Origin of the sequence: Pseudomonas sp. B21-032, assembly GCF_024748965.1 — a bacterium.
Lineage (GTDB): Bacteria > Pseudomonadota > Gammaproteobacteria > Pseudomonadales > Pseudomonadaceae > Aquipseudomonas.
Map to the genome: position 1 here is coordinate 4,229,593 of NZ_CP087180.1, position 14,526 is coordinate 4,244,118.

The following is a 14,526-nucleotide window of genomic DNA, read 5'->3' on the forward strand; positions in this document are numbered from 1 at the left end:
CACTTGTAAGCACGGCTGCAAACGCTGTTAAATTTGCTTACATTTTTACAACGATCGTACCCATGCCTGCCCAACTCAAGCGTCGCCTGCTGATTTTTCTTGCCCTTGTCCTGCTGATTGCCCTCGCCTTCCTGGCCCACTGGTACTTCAAGGGACGCTTCTATGAAAGCACCGACAACGCCTACGTGCAGGGCGAAATAACCCGGGTTTCCAGCCAGCTGAGCGCGCGCATCGATCAAGTGCTGGTACAGGACAACCAGCACGTGGCCAAGGGCGACCTGCTGGTGCGCCTTGAGCCCGAAGATTTTCGCCTGGCCGTTGAACGCGCCCGCGCCGCCCTCGATACCCGCGAAGCCGAACGCCTGCAGGCCGAAAGCCGGCTCACCCAGCAAGCCAGCCTGATTGCCGCAGGAAAAGCGCAGGTTGCCGCCAACCAGGCCACCCTCGGCCGTGCGCAACTGGACCTGAACCGCGCCGAGGCCCTGCGCAAACCGGGCTTTGTCTCGGAAGAACGGGTCACCACACTGTCAGCCGAAAACCACGTCGCCCGCTCCCAGGTGAGCAAGGCCCAGGCCGACCTGCAAGGCCAGCGCCAGCAGGTCAACGCCCTGGCCGCCGAGATCAAGCGCCTCGATGCGCAGATCGTCAACGCCCGCGCCGACCTGGCCCAGGCCGAGCTGAACCTGACCCGCAGCGAAATCCACGCCCCGATCAGCGGCATCATCGGCCAGCGCGCCGCGCGCAATGGCCAGGTGGTCCAGGCCGGCGCCTACCTGCTGTCGATCGTCCCCGATGAAGACATCTGGATTCAGGCCAACTTCAAAGAAACCCAGATCGGCCACATGCAGCCCGGGCAAAAGGCTGAACTGCTGTTCGACAGCTACCCGGACACCCCGATCGAAGCGCGGGTCGACAGCCTGTTCGCCGCCTCCGGCGCGCAGTTCAGCCTGCTGCCGCCCGACAACGCCACCGGCAACTTCACCAAGGTGGTGCAGCGCATTCCGGTAAAACTGACCTTCGCCGCCAACAACCCGCTGCACGGCAAGATCCGCCCGGGCATGTCGGTAACCGCCACCGTTGATATCCGCGACAACGCCGACCATGGCCGGTGACCAGTTGATCCGTCCCGCCGGCGAACCCAGCCGGCGCGACTGGATCGCGGTAATGAGCGTGATGCTCGGCGCCTTCATGGCGGTGCTGGACATCCAGATCACCAATTCCTCGCTCAAGGACATCCAGGGCGCGCTGTCGGCAACCCTGGAGGAAGGCTCGTGGATTTCCACCTCCTACCTGGTGGCCGAGATCATCATGATCCCGCTCACCGCCTGGCTGGTGCAACTGCTGTCGGCGCGGCGCCTGGCGGTGTGGGTGTCGCTGGGCTTTCTGGCCTCATCGCTACTCTGCTCCATGGCCTGGAACCTGGAGAGCATGATCGTCTTCCGCGCCATGCAGGGCTTTACCGGCGGCGCGCTGATCCCCCTGGCCTTCACCCTGACCCTGATCAAGCTGCCCGAACACCACCGGGCCAAGGGCATGGCCATGTTCGCCATGACCGCCACCTTCGCCCCCTCGATCGGCCCGACCCTGGGTGGCTGGCTGACCGAGAACTGGGGCTGGGAGTACATCTTCTATATCAACATCCCGCCGGGGCTGATCATGATCGGCGGCTTGCTGTACGGCCTGGAGAAGAAAGAAGCCCATTGGGAACTGCTGAAAAGCACTGACTATGCCGGTATCGTCACGCTCGGCGTCGGCCTTGGCTGCCTGCAGGTATTTCTCGAGGAAGGCCACCGCAAGGACTGGCTGGAATCGAGCCTGATCGTCACCCTGGGCAGCATCGCCCTGCTCAGCCTGATCACCTTCGTGATCCTGCAGTTTTCCAAACCCAACCCGCTGATCAACCTGCGCATCCTTGGCAACCGCAACTTCGGCCTGTCGAGCATTGCCAGCCTGGGCATGGGCGTGGGTTTGTACGGTTCGATCTACCTGCTGCCGCTTTACCTGGCGCAGATCCAGAACTACAACGCCCTGCAGATCGGTGAAGTGATCATGTGGATGGGCATTCCGCAGCTGTTCCTGATTCCGCTGGTGCCGCAGCTGATGAAGGTGATTTCACCGAAGATCCTCTGCACCCTGGGTTTCGGCCTGTTCGGCCTGGCCAGTTTCGGCTCCGGGGTGCTCAACCCGGACTTTGCCGGCGAGCAGTTCAACCATATCCAGATCATCCGCGCCCTCGGCCAACCGATGATCATGGTGACCATCTCGCTGATTGCCACCGCGTACATCCAGCCGCAGGACGCCGGCTCGGCCTCGAGCCTGTTCAACATCTTGCGCAACCTGGGTGGCGCCATCGGCATCGCCTTGCTGGCGACCTTGCTGGATGCACGGACCAAGGTGTATTTCGATTACCTGCGCGAGGCCATCGTGCCAAGCAACCCGCAGGTGGCGGAGCGTCTGGCGCAACTGGCAGAGCGACTGGGCAGCGATGCGGCGGCGCTGGGCAAGCTGAGTGAAATCACCCACCAGCAGGCGATGATCATGGCCTATAACGATGCCTTCCACTTTGTCGGCATCGGCTTGGCGATCAGCATGCTGGCGGTGGTGATGACGCGCAAATTGCCGCAGGGGTTGAAGGCTGGGGAAGCGCACTAATCGCGGCGCCTTATCGCGGGTCAAGTCGAGGCGTCGCACCGCCGCTCCCACAGTTATGGCAATCATAGGGCCAGCGATAAGGCCCTCAGGTGGTGATCATCCGCTCGCGCAGCGCGGTAATCTCGTCGCGCAACTGCGCCGCCGCTTCGAACTCCAGGTCCCGCGCCAGCTGATACATCTTCTCTTCCAGCTGCTTGATGCGCTTGGCGATCTCGCCCGGTGAGCGCAGTTCGGCTTCGTAACGGGCGCTCTCCTCTGCCGCCTTGGCCATGCCCTTGCGCTTCTTGCTGCGCGAGCCGGGCACGTTGGCGCCTTCCATGATGTCGGTGATGTCCTTGACCACGCCCTTGGGCACGATGCCGTTGGCGGCGTTGAAGGCGACCTGCTTGTCGCGGCGCCGCTCGGTCTCGCCAATCGCCCGCTGCATGGAGCCGGTCATGTTGTCGGCATAGAGGATCGCCCGGCCATTGAGGTTACGCGCCGCGCGGCCGATGGTCTGGATCAGCGAGCGCTCGGAACGCAGGAAACCTTCCTTGTCGGCATCGAGAATCGCCACCAGCGATACCTCCGGCATATCCAGGCCTTCACGCAGCAGGTTGATGCCCACCAGCACATCGAAGGTACCCAGGCGCAGGTCGCGGATGATCTCGACCCGCTCCACTGTATCGATGTCCGAGTGCAGGTAGCGCACGCGCACATCGTGGTCGGCCAGGTAGTCGGTGAGGTCCTCGGCCATGCGTTTGGTCAGGGTGGTGACCAGCACGCGCTCTTCGACCGCCACGCGCTTGCGGATCTCCGAGAGCAGGTCGTCGACCTGGGTGGTGGCCGGGCGCACTTCGACCTGCGGATCGACCAGGCCGGTGGGGCGCACCACCTGTTCAACCACGCGGCCAGCATGTTCGGCCTCGTAGTTGCCGGGGGTCGCAGAAACGAAGATGGTCTGCGGGCTGACGTTTTCCCACTCGTCAAAGCGCATCGGCCGGTTGTCCAGCGCCGAGGGCAGGCGAAAGCCGTACTCGACCAGGGTTTCCTTGCGCGAGCGGTCGCCCTTGTACATGGCGCCGACTTGCGGAACGCTGACGTGGGATTCGTCAATTACCAGCAGGGCATCGTCCGGCAGATAGTCGTAAAGAGTCGGTGGCGCTGCCCCGGCCGGGCGCCCGGAGAGGTAGCGCGAGTAGTTTTCGATGCCGTTGCAGTAACCCAGCTCGAGGATCATCTCCAGGTCAAAGCGGGTGCGCTGCTCCAGGCGCTGGGCCTCGACCAGTTTGTTGGCCTTGTGCAGGTACTCAAGGCGCTGGGCCAGTTCCTCCTTGATGCCGTCCACGGCCTCGAGCAGGGTCTCGCGCGGGGTCACGTAATGGCTCTTGGGGTAGAAGGTGAAACGCGGCAGCTTGCGGATCACCTCGCCGGTCAGCGGATCGAAGGCGGCGATGTTCTCGACCTCGTCGTCGAACAGCTCGATGCGGATGGCTTCCAGGTCCGATTCGGCCGGGAAGATATCGATCACATCACCGCGCACGCGGAAGGTAGCGCGGGCAAAGTCCATTTCGTTGCGGGTGTACTGCAGGTCGGCCAGGCGGCGCAGCAGCGCACGCTGGTCGAGCTTGTCGCCGCGGTCCACGTGCAGGACCATCTTCAGGTAGGTTTCCGGACTGCCCAGACCATAGATGCAGGACACCGTGGTGACAATGATCGCATCACGGCGCTCCAGCAGCGCCTTGGTCGCCGACAGGCGCATCTGCTCGATATGGTCGTTGATCGAGGCGTCCTTCTCGATAAAGGTGTCCGAGGACGGCACGTAGGCTTCGGGCTGGTAGTAGTCGTAGTAGGAAACGAAGTACTCGACGGCGTTGTTCGGGAAGAATGACTTGAACTCGCCATACAGCTGCGCCGCCAGGGTCTTGTTCGGCGCCAGCACCAATGTCGGGCGCTGCACCTGGGCGATCACGTTGGCAATGCTGAAGGTCTTGCCTGAGCCGGTCACCCCGAGCAGGGTCTGGTGCGCAAGGCCCGCCTCGATTCCTTCGACCATCAGGCGAATGGCCTCGGGCTGGTCGCCGGCCGGCTGGAAACGGGTGACGAGCTGGAACTCGGACATGACAAACCTCTGTGTGATCGCGATGGTTTCATCGCTGGCGCGGGCAACTGTATTTATAGACAGTAGTTATACCGAATTAAGGGCCCCTTGCGCCAGTTTCAACTGAGTAACCCGGGCATTTCTGAGTATGGACCGGTGAAATCGACTAACGGTCGAAAAATATTCGGTCAAACAGCAGGAAAAGCTGCGACAGACTGTCGCCGTGACCGAGCGGTATCACTATACTGACTCCCCGTTTGTGCACCGCTCTAGTGCAAGCGACTGGAGCGTGCGACCTCTTCCACTCTCCATTCAGAGCCAAGGTAATAATGAGCCTGTTTTCCGCTGTCGAGCTGGCACCACGCGATCCCATTCTGGGCCTCAACGAAGCTTTCAACGCCGATACCCGTAGCAACAAGGTCAACCTGGGTGTAGGTGTTTACTGCAACGAAGAAGGGCGTATCCCACTGCTGCGTGCAGTGATCGAAGCCGAAACCCAGCGCGCTGCCCAGCACGCTTCCCGCGGTTACCTGCCGATCGACGGTATCGTCGCTTACGACCAGGCCGTACAGAAGCTGCTGTTCGGTGCCGAGTCGCCACTGCTGAGCGCCGGTCGCGTGATCACCACCCAGGCCGTCGGCGGTACCGGCGCCCTGAAGATCGGTGCCGACTTCCTCAAGCAGCTGTCGCCGAACGCCGTCGTCGCCATCAGCGACCCGAGCTGGGAAAACCACCGCGCCCTGTTCGAAACCGCTGGCTTCCCGGTCCAGAACTACCGCTACTACGACGCCGCCACCCACGACGTCAACCGCAGCGGCATGCTCGAAGACCTCAACGCCCTGCCGTCTGGCTCGATCATTGTGCTGCACGCCTGCTGCCACAACCCGACCGGTGTCGACCTGACCCCGCAAGACTGGAAAAACGTTCTCGAAGTGGTCAAGGCCAAAGGCCACGTGCCGTTCCTCGACATGGCCTACCAGGGCTTTGGCGCCGGCATCACTGAAGACGCCGCCGCGGTACGCCTGTTCGCCGAGTCGGGCCTGGACTTCTTCGTCTCCAGCTCGTTCTCCAAATCCTTCTCGCTGTACGGCGAGCGCGTTGGCGCCCTGTCGATCGTCACCGCGTCCAAGGAAGAGGCCACCCGCGTGCTGTCGCAAGTCAAGCGCGTGATCCGCACCAACTACTCCAACCCGCCGACCCACGGCGCGACCATCGTCGCCACCGTGCTCAACAGCCCAGAGCTGCGCAAGATGTGGGAAGACGAGCTGGCCGAGATGCGCCAGCGCATCCACGGCATGCGCAAGCAGATGGTCGAGCTGCTGGCCGAGTACGGCGCCAAGCAGGACTTCAGCTTCGTCGGTCGCCAGTGCGGCATGTTCTCCTACTCGGGCCTGACCGTTGAGCAGGTCGCGCGCCTGAAGAACGAGTTCGGTATCTATGCTCTGGATACCGGTCGCATCTGCGTCGCCTCGCTGAACCAAAGCAACATCCATGTGGTGACCAAGGCGATCGTCGAGGTCCTGTAATTTACTCAATTGCATAGGGGAGGCTTGACTTCCCCTTAGCAATCAGTAAGATACGCCACAGATTCCGCGATAGCTCAGTCGGTAGAGCAAATGACTGTTAATCATTGGGTCCCAGGTTCGAGTCCTGGTCGCGGAGCCAAACACCTGAAAAACCTCCAGTTGCCCTGAGCACTGGAGGTTTTTTCGTTTCTGGCAGATTAAATCGCGCAGCCCGGTCACCCCTCAGGGAAAACCGGGCGGACGATCAGGTCCGGCCGATGGGGTAGAAACAGCCACCACTCCAGACGCCCAGCCACTGCTGGCCATCGATCTGCCTGGGCACCGCCAGTTCGACCAACTGGTAGAAGACATTGCGATGGATCAACGCTTCGAGGTTGCTACGCATGTGCACGTACGGCGAAGGCTCCTGGGTCTGCGCGTCGATTTCAACGCGCAGCGGATGCTCGGGGCCGGCCTCGACCTGGTCGTCGACATTGCTGGTAAAGCGCAACAATTGCTGCTCACCCTCGCCCTGCACCTCCAGGCTGACCGCAACAAAGGGCGCGTCATCGACCTTGATGCCGACCTTCTCCACTGGCGTCACCAGGAAGTAGTCGTCACCGTCGCGGCGGATGATGGTCGAGAACAGCCGCACCATCGGCTTGCGCCCGATCGGCGTACCCAGGTAGTACCAGGTGCCGTCACGGGCGATGCGCATGTCGATGTCGCCGCAAAAATCCGGGTTCCACAGGTGCACGGGCGGCAGGCCCTTTTCTGCCTTGGGAATCTGCGCCAGCAGATCATTGGCCTTGCCGGTGTCTTGCATCACCCTCTCCTTAACGACTCATGCCCAACAGACTGCGAGCGTAATCCTCGAGTGGCGGGCGGAGCAAATCTTCCGGCTTGTTGTCGTGGAACGTCAGCAAACCGCCGCGGCTTTTGATCCGCGCGGTGTCGATCAGGTAACGGGTGCTGGTTTCAATCAGCATCAGCTGCACCACACCAGTATCGATACCCAGACGATCGACCGCCTGCTCGTCATACCACTCATCGCCATTGCCGATGCGATCGTCGGTGCGGGCAAAACGGGTGTACAGCAGGTAATGGGCGCCGACTTCACGCGCTTCGATCAGCGCTTGCTCAAGGCCCAGCGGCGCAGGGGCACGGCGAACCAGCGGGAAGTACTCGACAAAGCCCTTGAAGGCTTCTTCAGCCACGACGTTGGGCCGCGGGTACGGGCCCTTGCCTGATGGCACGAAAGCACCCTGGCCAATGTAAATGAATGAATCAGGCTGCAGGCGCACCGACAGCGAACGACGGGTGTCGCTGTGATCGAGCAGACCGGCATCGCTCATGTGATAACGGGCACCCTCGCCCATATCGCTGACATTCATGCAGCCGCCCAGCGCCGTCAGCGCCAGCAGCAAAACCAGGCTACGCATCTATCCTCCAGTGGCCGGTGACGGAAAACCGGCGAACAGCTGGCAGATGCAGCTTTTGCGCCAGTCTTAGCCGCCGATGATTTTCATCACCGTCGCGCCACCGGAAAACGCCACCGGCTGCTTGTCGCCAAGGGCTTTGACCAGCAAGCCCTGTAGCGCCGGCAAGGCCTGGTGGCGCGGCTTGTCGAGCAGGTCGCCGATATAGTGACGGTTGCTCGACGACAGGCAACCGTGCAGCCAGCCGGTGGAGGACAGGCGCAAACGCGAACAGGTACGGCAGAACGGCACGCTCTCGTTGGCGATCACGCCAAAATAACCCTGGCCCGGGATCTGGTAGCGCAAGGCGGTGGCATCCACCGGCGCGTTGGCCTGCAGGTACTCGTACTGCTCGCCGATCAATTGCAGCAAGTGCTCAAGGCTGACGAACTGCTGCAAAAAGGCATTGCTGTCGCGCGCCAGGTGCCCCATGCGCATCAGCTCGATGAAGCGCAGCTCGTAGCCGTGGGCCAGGCAGTACTCCAGCAGCGGCAGCACCTGGTCGAAGTTCTGCCCGCGCAACGGCACCATGTTGACCTTGATCTGCATGCCGGCGGCGCTGGCCTGGCTCATGCCGTCGAGCACAGTGGCCAGGTCGCCGCCACGGGCAATGCGCCGGAAGGCATCCGGATCAAGGGTGTCGAGGGAAACGTTGAGGCGACGGATACCCGCCGCGCGCAGCAACGGCAGCTTGCGCGCCAGCAACTGGCCGTTGGTGGTCAGGCTGATTTCATCCAGGCCCAGATTGGCAATGGCGCTGAGGAAGGTTTCCAGCTTGGGGCTGACCAGCGGCTCGCCGCCGGTGACGCGCACCCGCTCGATACCGGCGGCCTCGACCAGATAAGCCACGCCGCGGGCCATGGCCTCGGCCGAGAGCTCGTCCTGGGCCGCGACCAGACGCTTGCCGTCGGGCACACAATAGGTACAGGCGTAGTTGCAGGCAGCCGTGAGGCTGACACGCAAATTGCGAAAACGCCTGCCTTGGCGGTCGACGATCATGGGTGACTCCGGCATGGGTGAATCGGGCCTGCAAAACCTGACTCAAAAATCAGGTTTTTGCAAGCCTCATACCTGAGTATATTCCTCGCCACCCAATCCCAGTAGCGCCATGGTTTGGCTGAATGTCTCAGCTACCGGCGGTATCCGGGTCGCGCTTGCGCTTGTTGCCCATGCGCACGCCGATGTCCATGAGGAACTGGAAGAAGCCTTCCTGATCTTCCAGGACGTTGCTCCAGAACGGCGAGTGGTAGAGCGCCACGGCCCCATGCACCAGGGCCCAGGCCGCGCAGTAGTGGAAGTACGGCGGTACGTCCTCAAGCTTGCCTTCGCTGATGCGACCCTTGATCAGCAGGGTCAGGCGGTCGAAGTTGGAGGCGCGGATCTTGTGCAGCTCCTCGACCATCTCCGGCACCTGGTTGCCCTTGACCACCTTCTCTTCGAGACGGTCGAACAGGCGGTAGCGCTGCGGATCACGCATGCGGAATTCGAAGTAGGCGCGCGACAGGGCTTCCTTGTCGCGGTCGACGTCGGCAGAGTGCAGCAGTTCGTTCAAATCGCGCTCGTAGTCGAGCATCAGGCGCAGGTAGATCTCCGCCTTGGATTTGAAATGCTTGTAGATCGTGCCTTTGCCGATACCGACGGCATCAGCGATCATCTCGACGGTGACACTGTCTTCACCCTGTTCGAGAAACAGCTTGAGCGCGGTATCGAGAATTTCTTGCTCTCGGCGACGAAACTCACGGACCTTACGAGGTTCTTTCTGCATAAGAAGGACTGGATCAAAATCGAAGCCGGTTATTATGCCTAACTTGCGCCAAAATGCACGGATCATCCAACCATGTCTATGTTTCTTGATGAGTTTGAACAGGCCCCGGGGCTTCGTTATCTGAACCATGCCGCGGTCGCACCCTGGCCCAAACGCGCCAGCCAGGCGGTTTCGCGCTTCGCCAGCGAGAACGTTTTGCTCGGTGCAAGGGACTATCCGGACTGGATGGCCATGGAGCAGCGTTTACGTGAACGCCTGATGCGCCTGACGAATGCACCGTCGACGGATGACATCGCATTGGTCAAGAACACCTCCGAAGCGCTGTCTTTCGTCGCCTTCGGTATCGACTGGCAGGCCGGCGACCAGATCGTCATCAGCGACGAAGAATTCCCCTCCAACCGGATTGTCTGGGAAGCCCTGGCCGACAAAGGCGTCAGCGTCATCCAGGTAAGCCTCAAGGGCAGCGACCCGGAGGCGGCCTTGCTCGCGGCCTGCGGCCCCAAGGTGCGCCTGCTGGCAATCAGCGCCGTGCAGTTTGCCAGCGGCCTGCGCCTTGACCTGGTGCGTCTGGGCCAAGGCTGTCGTGAGCGTGAGGTGTTGTTCTGCATCGACGCCATCCAGCAATTGGGCGCCCTGCCCTTCGACGTCCAGGCCTATCAGTGCGACTTTGCCATGGCCGATGGGCACAAATGGATGCTCGGCCCGGAAGGCCTCGGGGTGTTCTATTGCCGCGCCGAGGTACGCCCGCTGCTCAAGCTCAGCGAGTACGGCTGGCACATGCTCGAACACATGGGCGACTACAGCCGCAGCGAATGGCAGCCGGCCCACAGCGCCCGGCGCTTTGAATGCGGCAGCCCGAACATGCTTGGTGCAGCGGCACTGGAATCCAGCCTGGCGCTACTCGAAGAAGTGGGCATCAATCAAGTGGCCACAGCGCTGCTGGAGCGGGTGTACTGGCTCAACGAAGGCCTGGCAGCGATCCCTGGGGTCCGCGTACACAGCCCGCAGGAGCCTGCGCGTCGCTCAGGGATCGTGTCCTTCAGCATTGAGGGCGTCGAGAATGCCCAGGTTTATCAGCGCCTCAAGCAGGAACAGGTGATCTGCATTCCGCGTGGCCCCGGGGTGCGATTTTCCCCGCACTTCTACACACCTAGGCAGATAATCGACGAAACTCTGGCCATTGTGCGCGAGATCGCAGAGCGATGAGTGCTCAGCAGCGGCAGGCGTATTCCAAATCTGTTTAAAAAACGACCAGCTGTGGCTGGCGGCGCGTCAATCCTGGCCAATACTTCAGGTGTTGGCGCAGCGCATCCCCCCATGTGGCGCGCCGATAAAGGTGCTCAGGGACCGCGTGCCTTTGTTTTACTCCTAATGGTCTTAACCCGGATTCACCCCCCAGAACCCGGGTTTTTTTTGCCTGCGGTTTTTACCGCCCGCGGGCTCAGGCCACCCGCGCCAACGGAAACAGGCGCTTGAAGTTGGCCGTGGTCTGTTCAGCCAGTTGCTCATAACTTTCACCGCGCACCATCGCCACGAACTCCGCCACTTCACGCACGTACTCTGGCAAGTTGGCCTTGCCGCGGTAGGGGATCGGCGCCAGGTACGGCGAGTCGGTCTCGACCAGTAGCCGATCGGCAGGCACCTGGCGGGCCACATCGCGCAACGCATCGGCATTGCGGAAGGTGACGATGCCCGACAGCGAAATGTAGTAGCCCAGGTCCAGCGCCGCCCTGGCCATGTCCCAGTCTTCAGTGAAGCAATGCAGAACGCCGGCCTGCTTGAGGTCCGCTTCACGCAGCAAGGCCAGGGTGTCGGCGCGCGCCGCGCGGGTATGGATGATCACCGGCTTGCCGGTTACCCTGGCTGCCTCCAGGTGCAGGCGGAACGAGTCCTGCTGCACCTGAGCCGCTTCCGGCTCATAGTGATAGTCCAGGCCGGTCTCGCCAATCGCCACCACATGCGGGTGCTCCAGCTCCTTGAGCAGCCAGTCCAGCGGCGGCGCGCCATCGGGGGTGAGGTCGAGCGGGTGGATGCCCACCGAGCAGTCGACATCACTGTAACGCTCGCTCAGGTCCTTGACCGCCTGGGCGTTGTCGGCGCTGATGCCGATGCACAGGAAGTGGCCGACGCCGCGCGCGCGGGCAGCGTCCAGGGCCGCATCCAGGGAGCCCTGGTGGGCGGTGAGGTCAAGACGGTCGAGGTGGCAATGGGAATCTACAAGCATGGGTGCATGACAACGCTGAAAAGAAATGAAGGAACGGCGCAGCTCAACGCTGGCCCGGCAACATCGCCCAGGACGCCAGCAGCGCCTCGAGCAACAGCACCCGATTGAGGTTGGCCTTGCCCAGGACCTTCTGGCGCTGGGCCAGAATCCAGTCCTGGATCTCCAGGACCCTGGCCTGGCTGCTCTTCTGCGCCAGGTACTGGACCACCTTGCGCATATCGCTCAAGCCTAACCCCTCCTCGTCCTGGGTCAACTGATAACGCAGGACCAGGCTGGACCAGTCGCAGAACCAGTCGAACAGTTGCAGCAAGGGAATGGCATTCCAGGCGTCGGCCAGCTGGCTAGGCGATTGCTGCTGCTTGAGCAGCTTCTTCACCCCATCGACCACCAGCGCGCGCTGCTCGCGCACACCCTGGGCCTGCAGACTGACGGCCGCCAACGGCGAGCCGGCGGCCAGGCTGAGCAACTCCAGGCGCTCCTGCTCGTCGCAGTCGGGCAAGGCCTGTTCGAGCCAGGCCAGGCTTTGCTCGCGGCTCGGCAGCGGGCAGGCCTGCTGCTGGCAGCGGCTCTTGATGGTTGGCAACAGGCGGCTGGGCTGATGGCTGACCAGCAGCAGAACAGTATTGCCCGAGGGCTCTTCAAGGCTTTTGAGCAAGGCGTTGGCGGCGTTGACGTTCATCGCCTCGACCGGCTCGATCAAGATCACCTTGCGCCCGCCCAACTGCGCAGTCTGCACCACGAAAGACACCAGCTCGCGGACCTGGTCGACCTTGATCGGCTTGTCGGCCTCTTCCGGCTCCAGCACGTAGTTGTCCGGGTGGCTGCCGGCTGCGAGCAACAGGCATGACTTGCACTGCCCACACGCCTGCAGCCCTTGCACACGCTGGCACAGCAGCAAGGCCATCAGGCGCTCGGCCAGGGCCCGCTTGCCAATGCCTTGCGGACCGTGCAGCAGATAGGCATGGGCATGCTGGGTGCGCCCGGCCAGTTGCTGCCACAGCGCCTGCTGCCAGGGAAAGGCCTCAGCCACGGCAACGCTCCAGAATCTGCGGCAGCAAGGCGTCCAGCGCCTGCTGTACCTGAGCCAGCGGCAAAGCGGCATCGATCAGCCGGTATTGCTGCGGCGAAGCCTGGGCGCGAGCCAGGTAGGCCTGGCGCACGGCTTCGAAGAAGGCCTGGCCTTCCTGTTCGAAACGGTCCAGGCGGCCGCGGGCGGCAGCGCGCGACAGACCGATCGCCACCGGCAGATCGAACACCAGGGTCAGGTCCGGGCGCAGATCGCCCTGGACGAAATTCTCCAGGGTGGCGATGCGCTCCAGCGACAGGCCGCGCCCGCCGCCCTGATAGGCGTAGGTGGCATCGGTAAAACGGTCGCACAACACCACCGCGCCACGGGCCAGGGCCGGGCGAATGACTTCGGCCAGGTGCTGGGCACGGGCGGCAAACACCAGCAGCAGCTCGGTGTCGGCATCCATCTTCTCTTCACTGGGGGCCAGCAGCAGTTCGCGGATTCGCTCGGCCAGTGGCGTGCCGCCCGGCTCGCGGGTCAGCACGACATCCAGGCCGGCGCCGCGCAGGTGCTCGGCGAGGTACTCGCGATTGGTGCTTTTGCCCGCGCCTTCAGGGCCTTCCAGGGTGATAAACAAGCCGCTCACAGGCAGTCCTTACAGTGGGTCATTGCGGGGAGGCCGCGTCGCTGGCCGGCGCCGCTTGCTCGGTCGCCGGCTCAGGGCTGACATCCGGCGATTGCGGCGCCGGCGGCTGGGCCTCGGGTTCAGGTTCGGTAACCGGGGCCGGGCTCGAACGGTAGTCGGCACGGCGCTTGATCTGGTACTCGCGCACGGCCGAATTGTGCGCATCGAGGTCATCGGAGAACACATGGCTGCCATCGCCACGCGCCACGAAATACAGGCTGCTGCCCGGCGTCGGGTTCAACGCGGCATGAATGGCTTCGCGGCCAACCATGGCAATCGGCGTCGGCGGCAGGCCGGCGTTGGTGTAGGTGTTGTACGGCGTCGGCTCGCGCAGGTCGGCGCGGGTGATTTTGCCGTTGTAGCGTTCGCCCATGCCGTAGATCACCGTCGGGTCGGTCTGCAGCAGCATGCCGATACGCATGCGCCGCACGAACACCCCGGCAATTTGCCCGCGCTCTTGCGGTACGCCGGTTTCCTTCTCGACCAGCGACGCCATGATCAGCGCCTGGTACGGGTCGCGATACGGCACATCGCTGGAGCGCTCAGCCCATTCCTTGGCCAGCACTTCTTCCAGGCGCGCGTAGGCCTGCTGGAGGAACTCGACATCGCTCATGCCGCGCACAAAGCGATAGGTATCGGGGAAGAACCGACCTTCAGGGAACACCCCCGGATGGCCAAGCTTGTCCATGACCTCGGCATCACTCAGGCCGTCGATGGTTTTCTTGATCTTCTCGTGCCTGGCCAGCGCCGCACGTACCTGGCGGAAGTTCCAGCCCTCGACCAGCGTCAGGGTGTACTGCACCACATCACCGCGACGCCAGACCTCGAACAGCTCGCGCACGGTCATGCCCGGGGTCATGCGGTACTCGCCGGTATGCAGCGGCACGCCAGCCATGTTGAAACGCCAGTACAGGCGCAGCCAGAAGGCGTCTTCCAGCACCCCGTCGTTCTGCATGCGGTAGAACATGCGGTTGGGGGTGGTACCGGTGGGCACGTCGAGCAACTGCTCCTGGGTCACGTGCAGGGTCTGCTCCAGCGCCGATTTTACCTTCCAGGCCGAATAGCCCAGCGTCAGGCCGGCCAGGATCAAGCCGATCTCCAGCAGCACCAAGAATTTACGTCTCACAA

At 62.7% G+C, this 14,526-nt stretch carries 13 protein-coding genes and 1 tRNA gene; 5 read left to right on the forward strand and 9 right to left on the reverse strand.

What is annotated here, in order from left to right; all coding sequences use genetic code 11:
• Positions 1–62: 62 nt before the first annotated feature.
• Together LOY54_RS19410 and LOY54_RS19415 are read left to right on the forward strand one after the other, a co-directional pair.
• On the forward strand, positions 63–1,112 hold the full coding sequence (locus LOY54_RS19410; protein WP_045195134.1) for an HlyD family secretion protein: 1,050 nt from the start codon (positions 63–65) through the stop codon (positions 1,110–1,112).
• Positions 1,102–2,652 carry an MDR family MFS transporter gene (locus LOY54_RS19415; RefSeq protein ID WP_258607623.1) on the forward strand — a complete coding sequence of 517 codons (1,551 nt, stop codon included), beginning with the start codon at positions 1,102–1,104 and terminating at the stop codon, positions 2,650–2,652. Before LOY54_RS19410 ends, LOY54_RS19415 begins: the two co-directional genes overlap by 11 nt.
• Positions 2,653–2,737: 85 nt before the next feature.
• Here LOY54_RS19415 and uvrB read toward each other — a convergent pair whose 3' ends face one another.
• The gene (uvrB, locus tag LOY54_RS19420; protein WP_258607625.1) at positions 2,738–4,753 is read right to left on the reverse strand and encodes an excinuclease ABC subunit UvrB; all 2,016 of its coding nucleotides are present in this window, start codon (positions 4,751–4,753) and stop codon (positions 2,738–2,740) included.
• Between the two features lie 308 nt (positions 4,754–5,061).
• Here uvrB and LOY54_RS19425 point away from each other — a divergent pair, with 308 nt between their 5' ends.
• Together LOY54_RS19425 and LOY54_RS19430 are read left to right on the forward strand one after the other, a co-directional pair.
• Positions 5,062–6,258 (forward strand): amino acid aminotransferase, encoded by a 1,197-nt coding sequence (locus tag LOY54_RS19425; RefSeq protein WP_258607627.1) that lies wholly within the window; start codon positions 5,062–5,064, stop codon positions 6,256–6,258.
• A 63-nt stretch (positions 6,259–6,321) separates the two neighbouring features.
• Positions 6,322–6,397 (forward strand) — tRNA-Asn (locus LOY54_RS19430).
• A gap of 105 nt (positions 6,398–6,502) precedes the next feature.
• On the opposite strand, the gene LOY54_RS19435 is transcribed toward LOY54_RS19430, so the two are convergent.
• The 4 genes from LOY54_RS19435 to LOY54_RS19450 all read right to left on the reverse strand — a co-directional run bounded on the left by LOY54_RS19435 (position 6,503) and on the right by LOY54_RS19450 (position 9,480).
• Positions 6,503–7,063 (reverse strand): DUF1285 domain-containing protein, encoded by a 561-nt coding sequence (locus tag LOY54_RS19435; RefSeq protein WP_045195140.1) that lies wholly within the window; start codon positions 7,061–7,063, stop codon positions 6,503–6,505.
• Between the two features lie 10 nt (positions 7,064–7,073).
• The gene (locus tag LOY54_RS19440; protein WP_045195142.1) at positions 7,074–7,679 is read right to left on the reverse strand and encodes a DUF4823 domain-containing protein; all 606 of its coding nucleotides are present in this window, start codon (positions 7,677–7,679) and stop codon (positions 7,074–7,076) included.
• A gap of 66 nt (positions 7,680–7,745) precedes the next feature.
• On the reverse strand, positions 7,746–8,714 hold the full coding sequence (locus tag LOY54_RS19445) for a GTP 3',8-cyclase MoaA (RefSeq protein WP_258607629.1): 969 nt from the start codon (positions 8,712–8,714) through the stop codon (positions 7,746–7,748).
• Between the two features lie 127 nt (positions 8,715–8,841).
• Complete coding sequence (locus LOY54_RS19450; RefSeq protein ID WP_045195146.1) at positions 8,842–9,480, reverse strand: TetR/AcrR family transcriptional regulator; 639 nt, start codon at positions 9,478–9,480, stop codon at positions 8,842–8,844.
• A gap of 72 nt (positions 9,481–9,552) precedes the next feature.
• On the opposite strand from LOY54_RS19450, the gene LOY54_RS19455 reads away from it, so the two are divergent.
• Entirely contained in the window at positions 9,553–10,686 is a 1,134-nt protein-coding gene (locus LOY54_RS19455) for an aminotransferase class V-fold PLP-dependent enzyme (protein WP_258607631.1), read from the forward strand.
• 235 nt (positions 10,687–10,921) lie between these two features.
• Here the strand turns inward: LOY54_RS19455 and LOY54_RS19460 are convergent, their stop codons facing one another.
• From LOY54_RS19460 to mltG, 4 genes are read right to left on the reverse strand one after another with little or no spacing between them, the layout of a single operon-like run.
• Complete coding sequence (locus tag LOY54_RS19460) at positions 10,922–11,704, reverse strand: TatD family hydrolase (protein WP_258607633.1); 783 nt, start codon at positions 11,702–11,704, stop codon at positions 10,922–10,924.
• A gap of 43 nt (positions 11,705–11,747) precedes the next feature.
• Positions 11,748–12,734 carry a DNA polymerase III subunit delta' gene (locus LOY54_RS19465; RefSeq protein WP_258594441.1) on the reverse strand — a complete coding sequence of 329 codons (987 nt, stop codon included), beginning with the start codon at positions 12,732–12,734 and terminating at the stop codon, positions 11,748–11,750.
• Complete coding sequence (gene tmk / locus LOY54_RS19470) at positions 12,727–13,359, reverse strand: dTMP kinase (protein WP_045195155.1); 633 nt, start codon at positions 13,357–13,359, stop codon at positions 12,727–12,729. The genes LOY54_RS19465 and tmk overlap by 8 nt, the downstream gene beginning before the upstream one ends.
• A 19-nt stretch (positions 13,360–13,378) precedes the next feature.
• Positions 13,379–14,524, reverse strand: a complete 1,146-nt coding sequence (gene mltG, locus LOY54_RS19475) for an endolytic transglycosylase MltG (protein WP_195884746.1) — start codon at positions 14,522–14,524, stop codon at positions 13,379–13,381.
• Positions 14,525–14,526: the final 2 nt, after the last annotated feature.

Coding starts and splice junctions, on each gene's coding strand:
- LOY54_RS19410 (WP_045195134.1), top strand. CDS start 63: ATGCCTGCCCAACTCAAGCGTCGCCTGCTGATTTTTCTTGCCCTTGTC.
- LOY54_RS19440 (WP_045195142.1), bottom strand. CDS start 7,679: ATGCGTAGCCTGGTTTTGCTGCTGGCGCTGACGGCGCTGGGCGGCTGC.
- LOY54_RS19445 (WP_258607629.1), bottom strand. CDS start 8,714: ATGATCGTCGACCGCCAAGGCAGGCGTTTTCGCAATTTGCGTGTCAGC.
- LOY54_RS19455 (WP_258607631.1), top strand. CDS start 9,553: ATGTCTATGTTTCTTGATGAGTTTGAACAGGCCCCGGGGCTTCGTTAT.
- LOY54_RS19460 (WP_258607633.1), bottom strand. CDS start 11,704: ATGCTTGTAGATTCCCATTGCCACCTCGACCGTCTTGACCTCACCGCC.
- LOY54_RS19415 (WP_258607623.1), top strand. CDS start 1,102: ATGGCCGGTGACCAGTTGATCCGTCCCGCCGGCGAACCCAGCCGGCGC.
- LOY54_RS19450 (WP_045195146.1), bottom strand. CDS start 9,480: ATGCAGAAAGAACCTCGTAAGGTCCGTGAGTTTCGTCGCCGAGAGCAA.
- LOY54_RS19425 (WP_258607627.1), top strand. CDS start 5,062: ATGAGCCTGTTTTCCGCTGTCGAGCTGGCACCACGCGATCCCATTCTG.
- LOY54_RS19435 (WP_045195140.1), bottom strand. CDS start 7,063: ATGCAAGACACCGGCAAGGCCAATGATCTGCTGGCGCAGATTCCCAAG.
- uvrB (WP_258607625.1), bottom strand. CDS start 4,753: ATGTCCGAGTTCCAGCTCGTCACCCGTTTCCAGCCGGCCGGCGACCAG.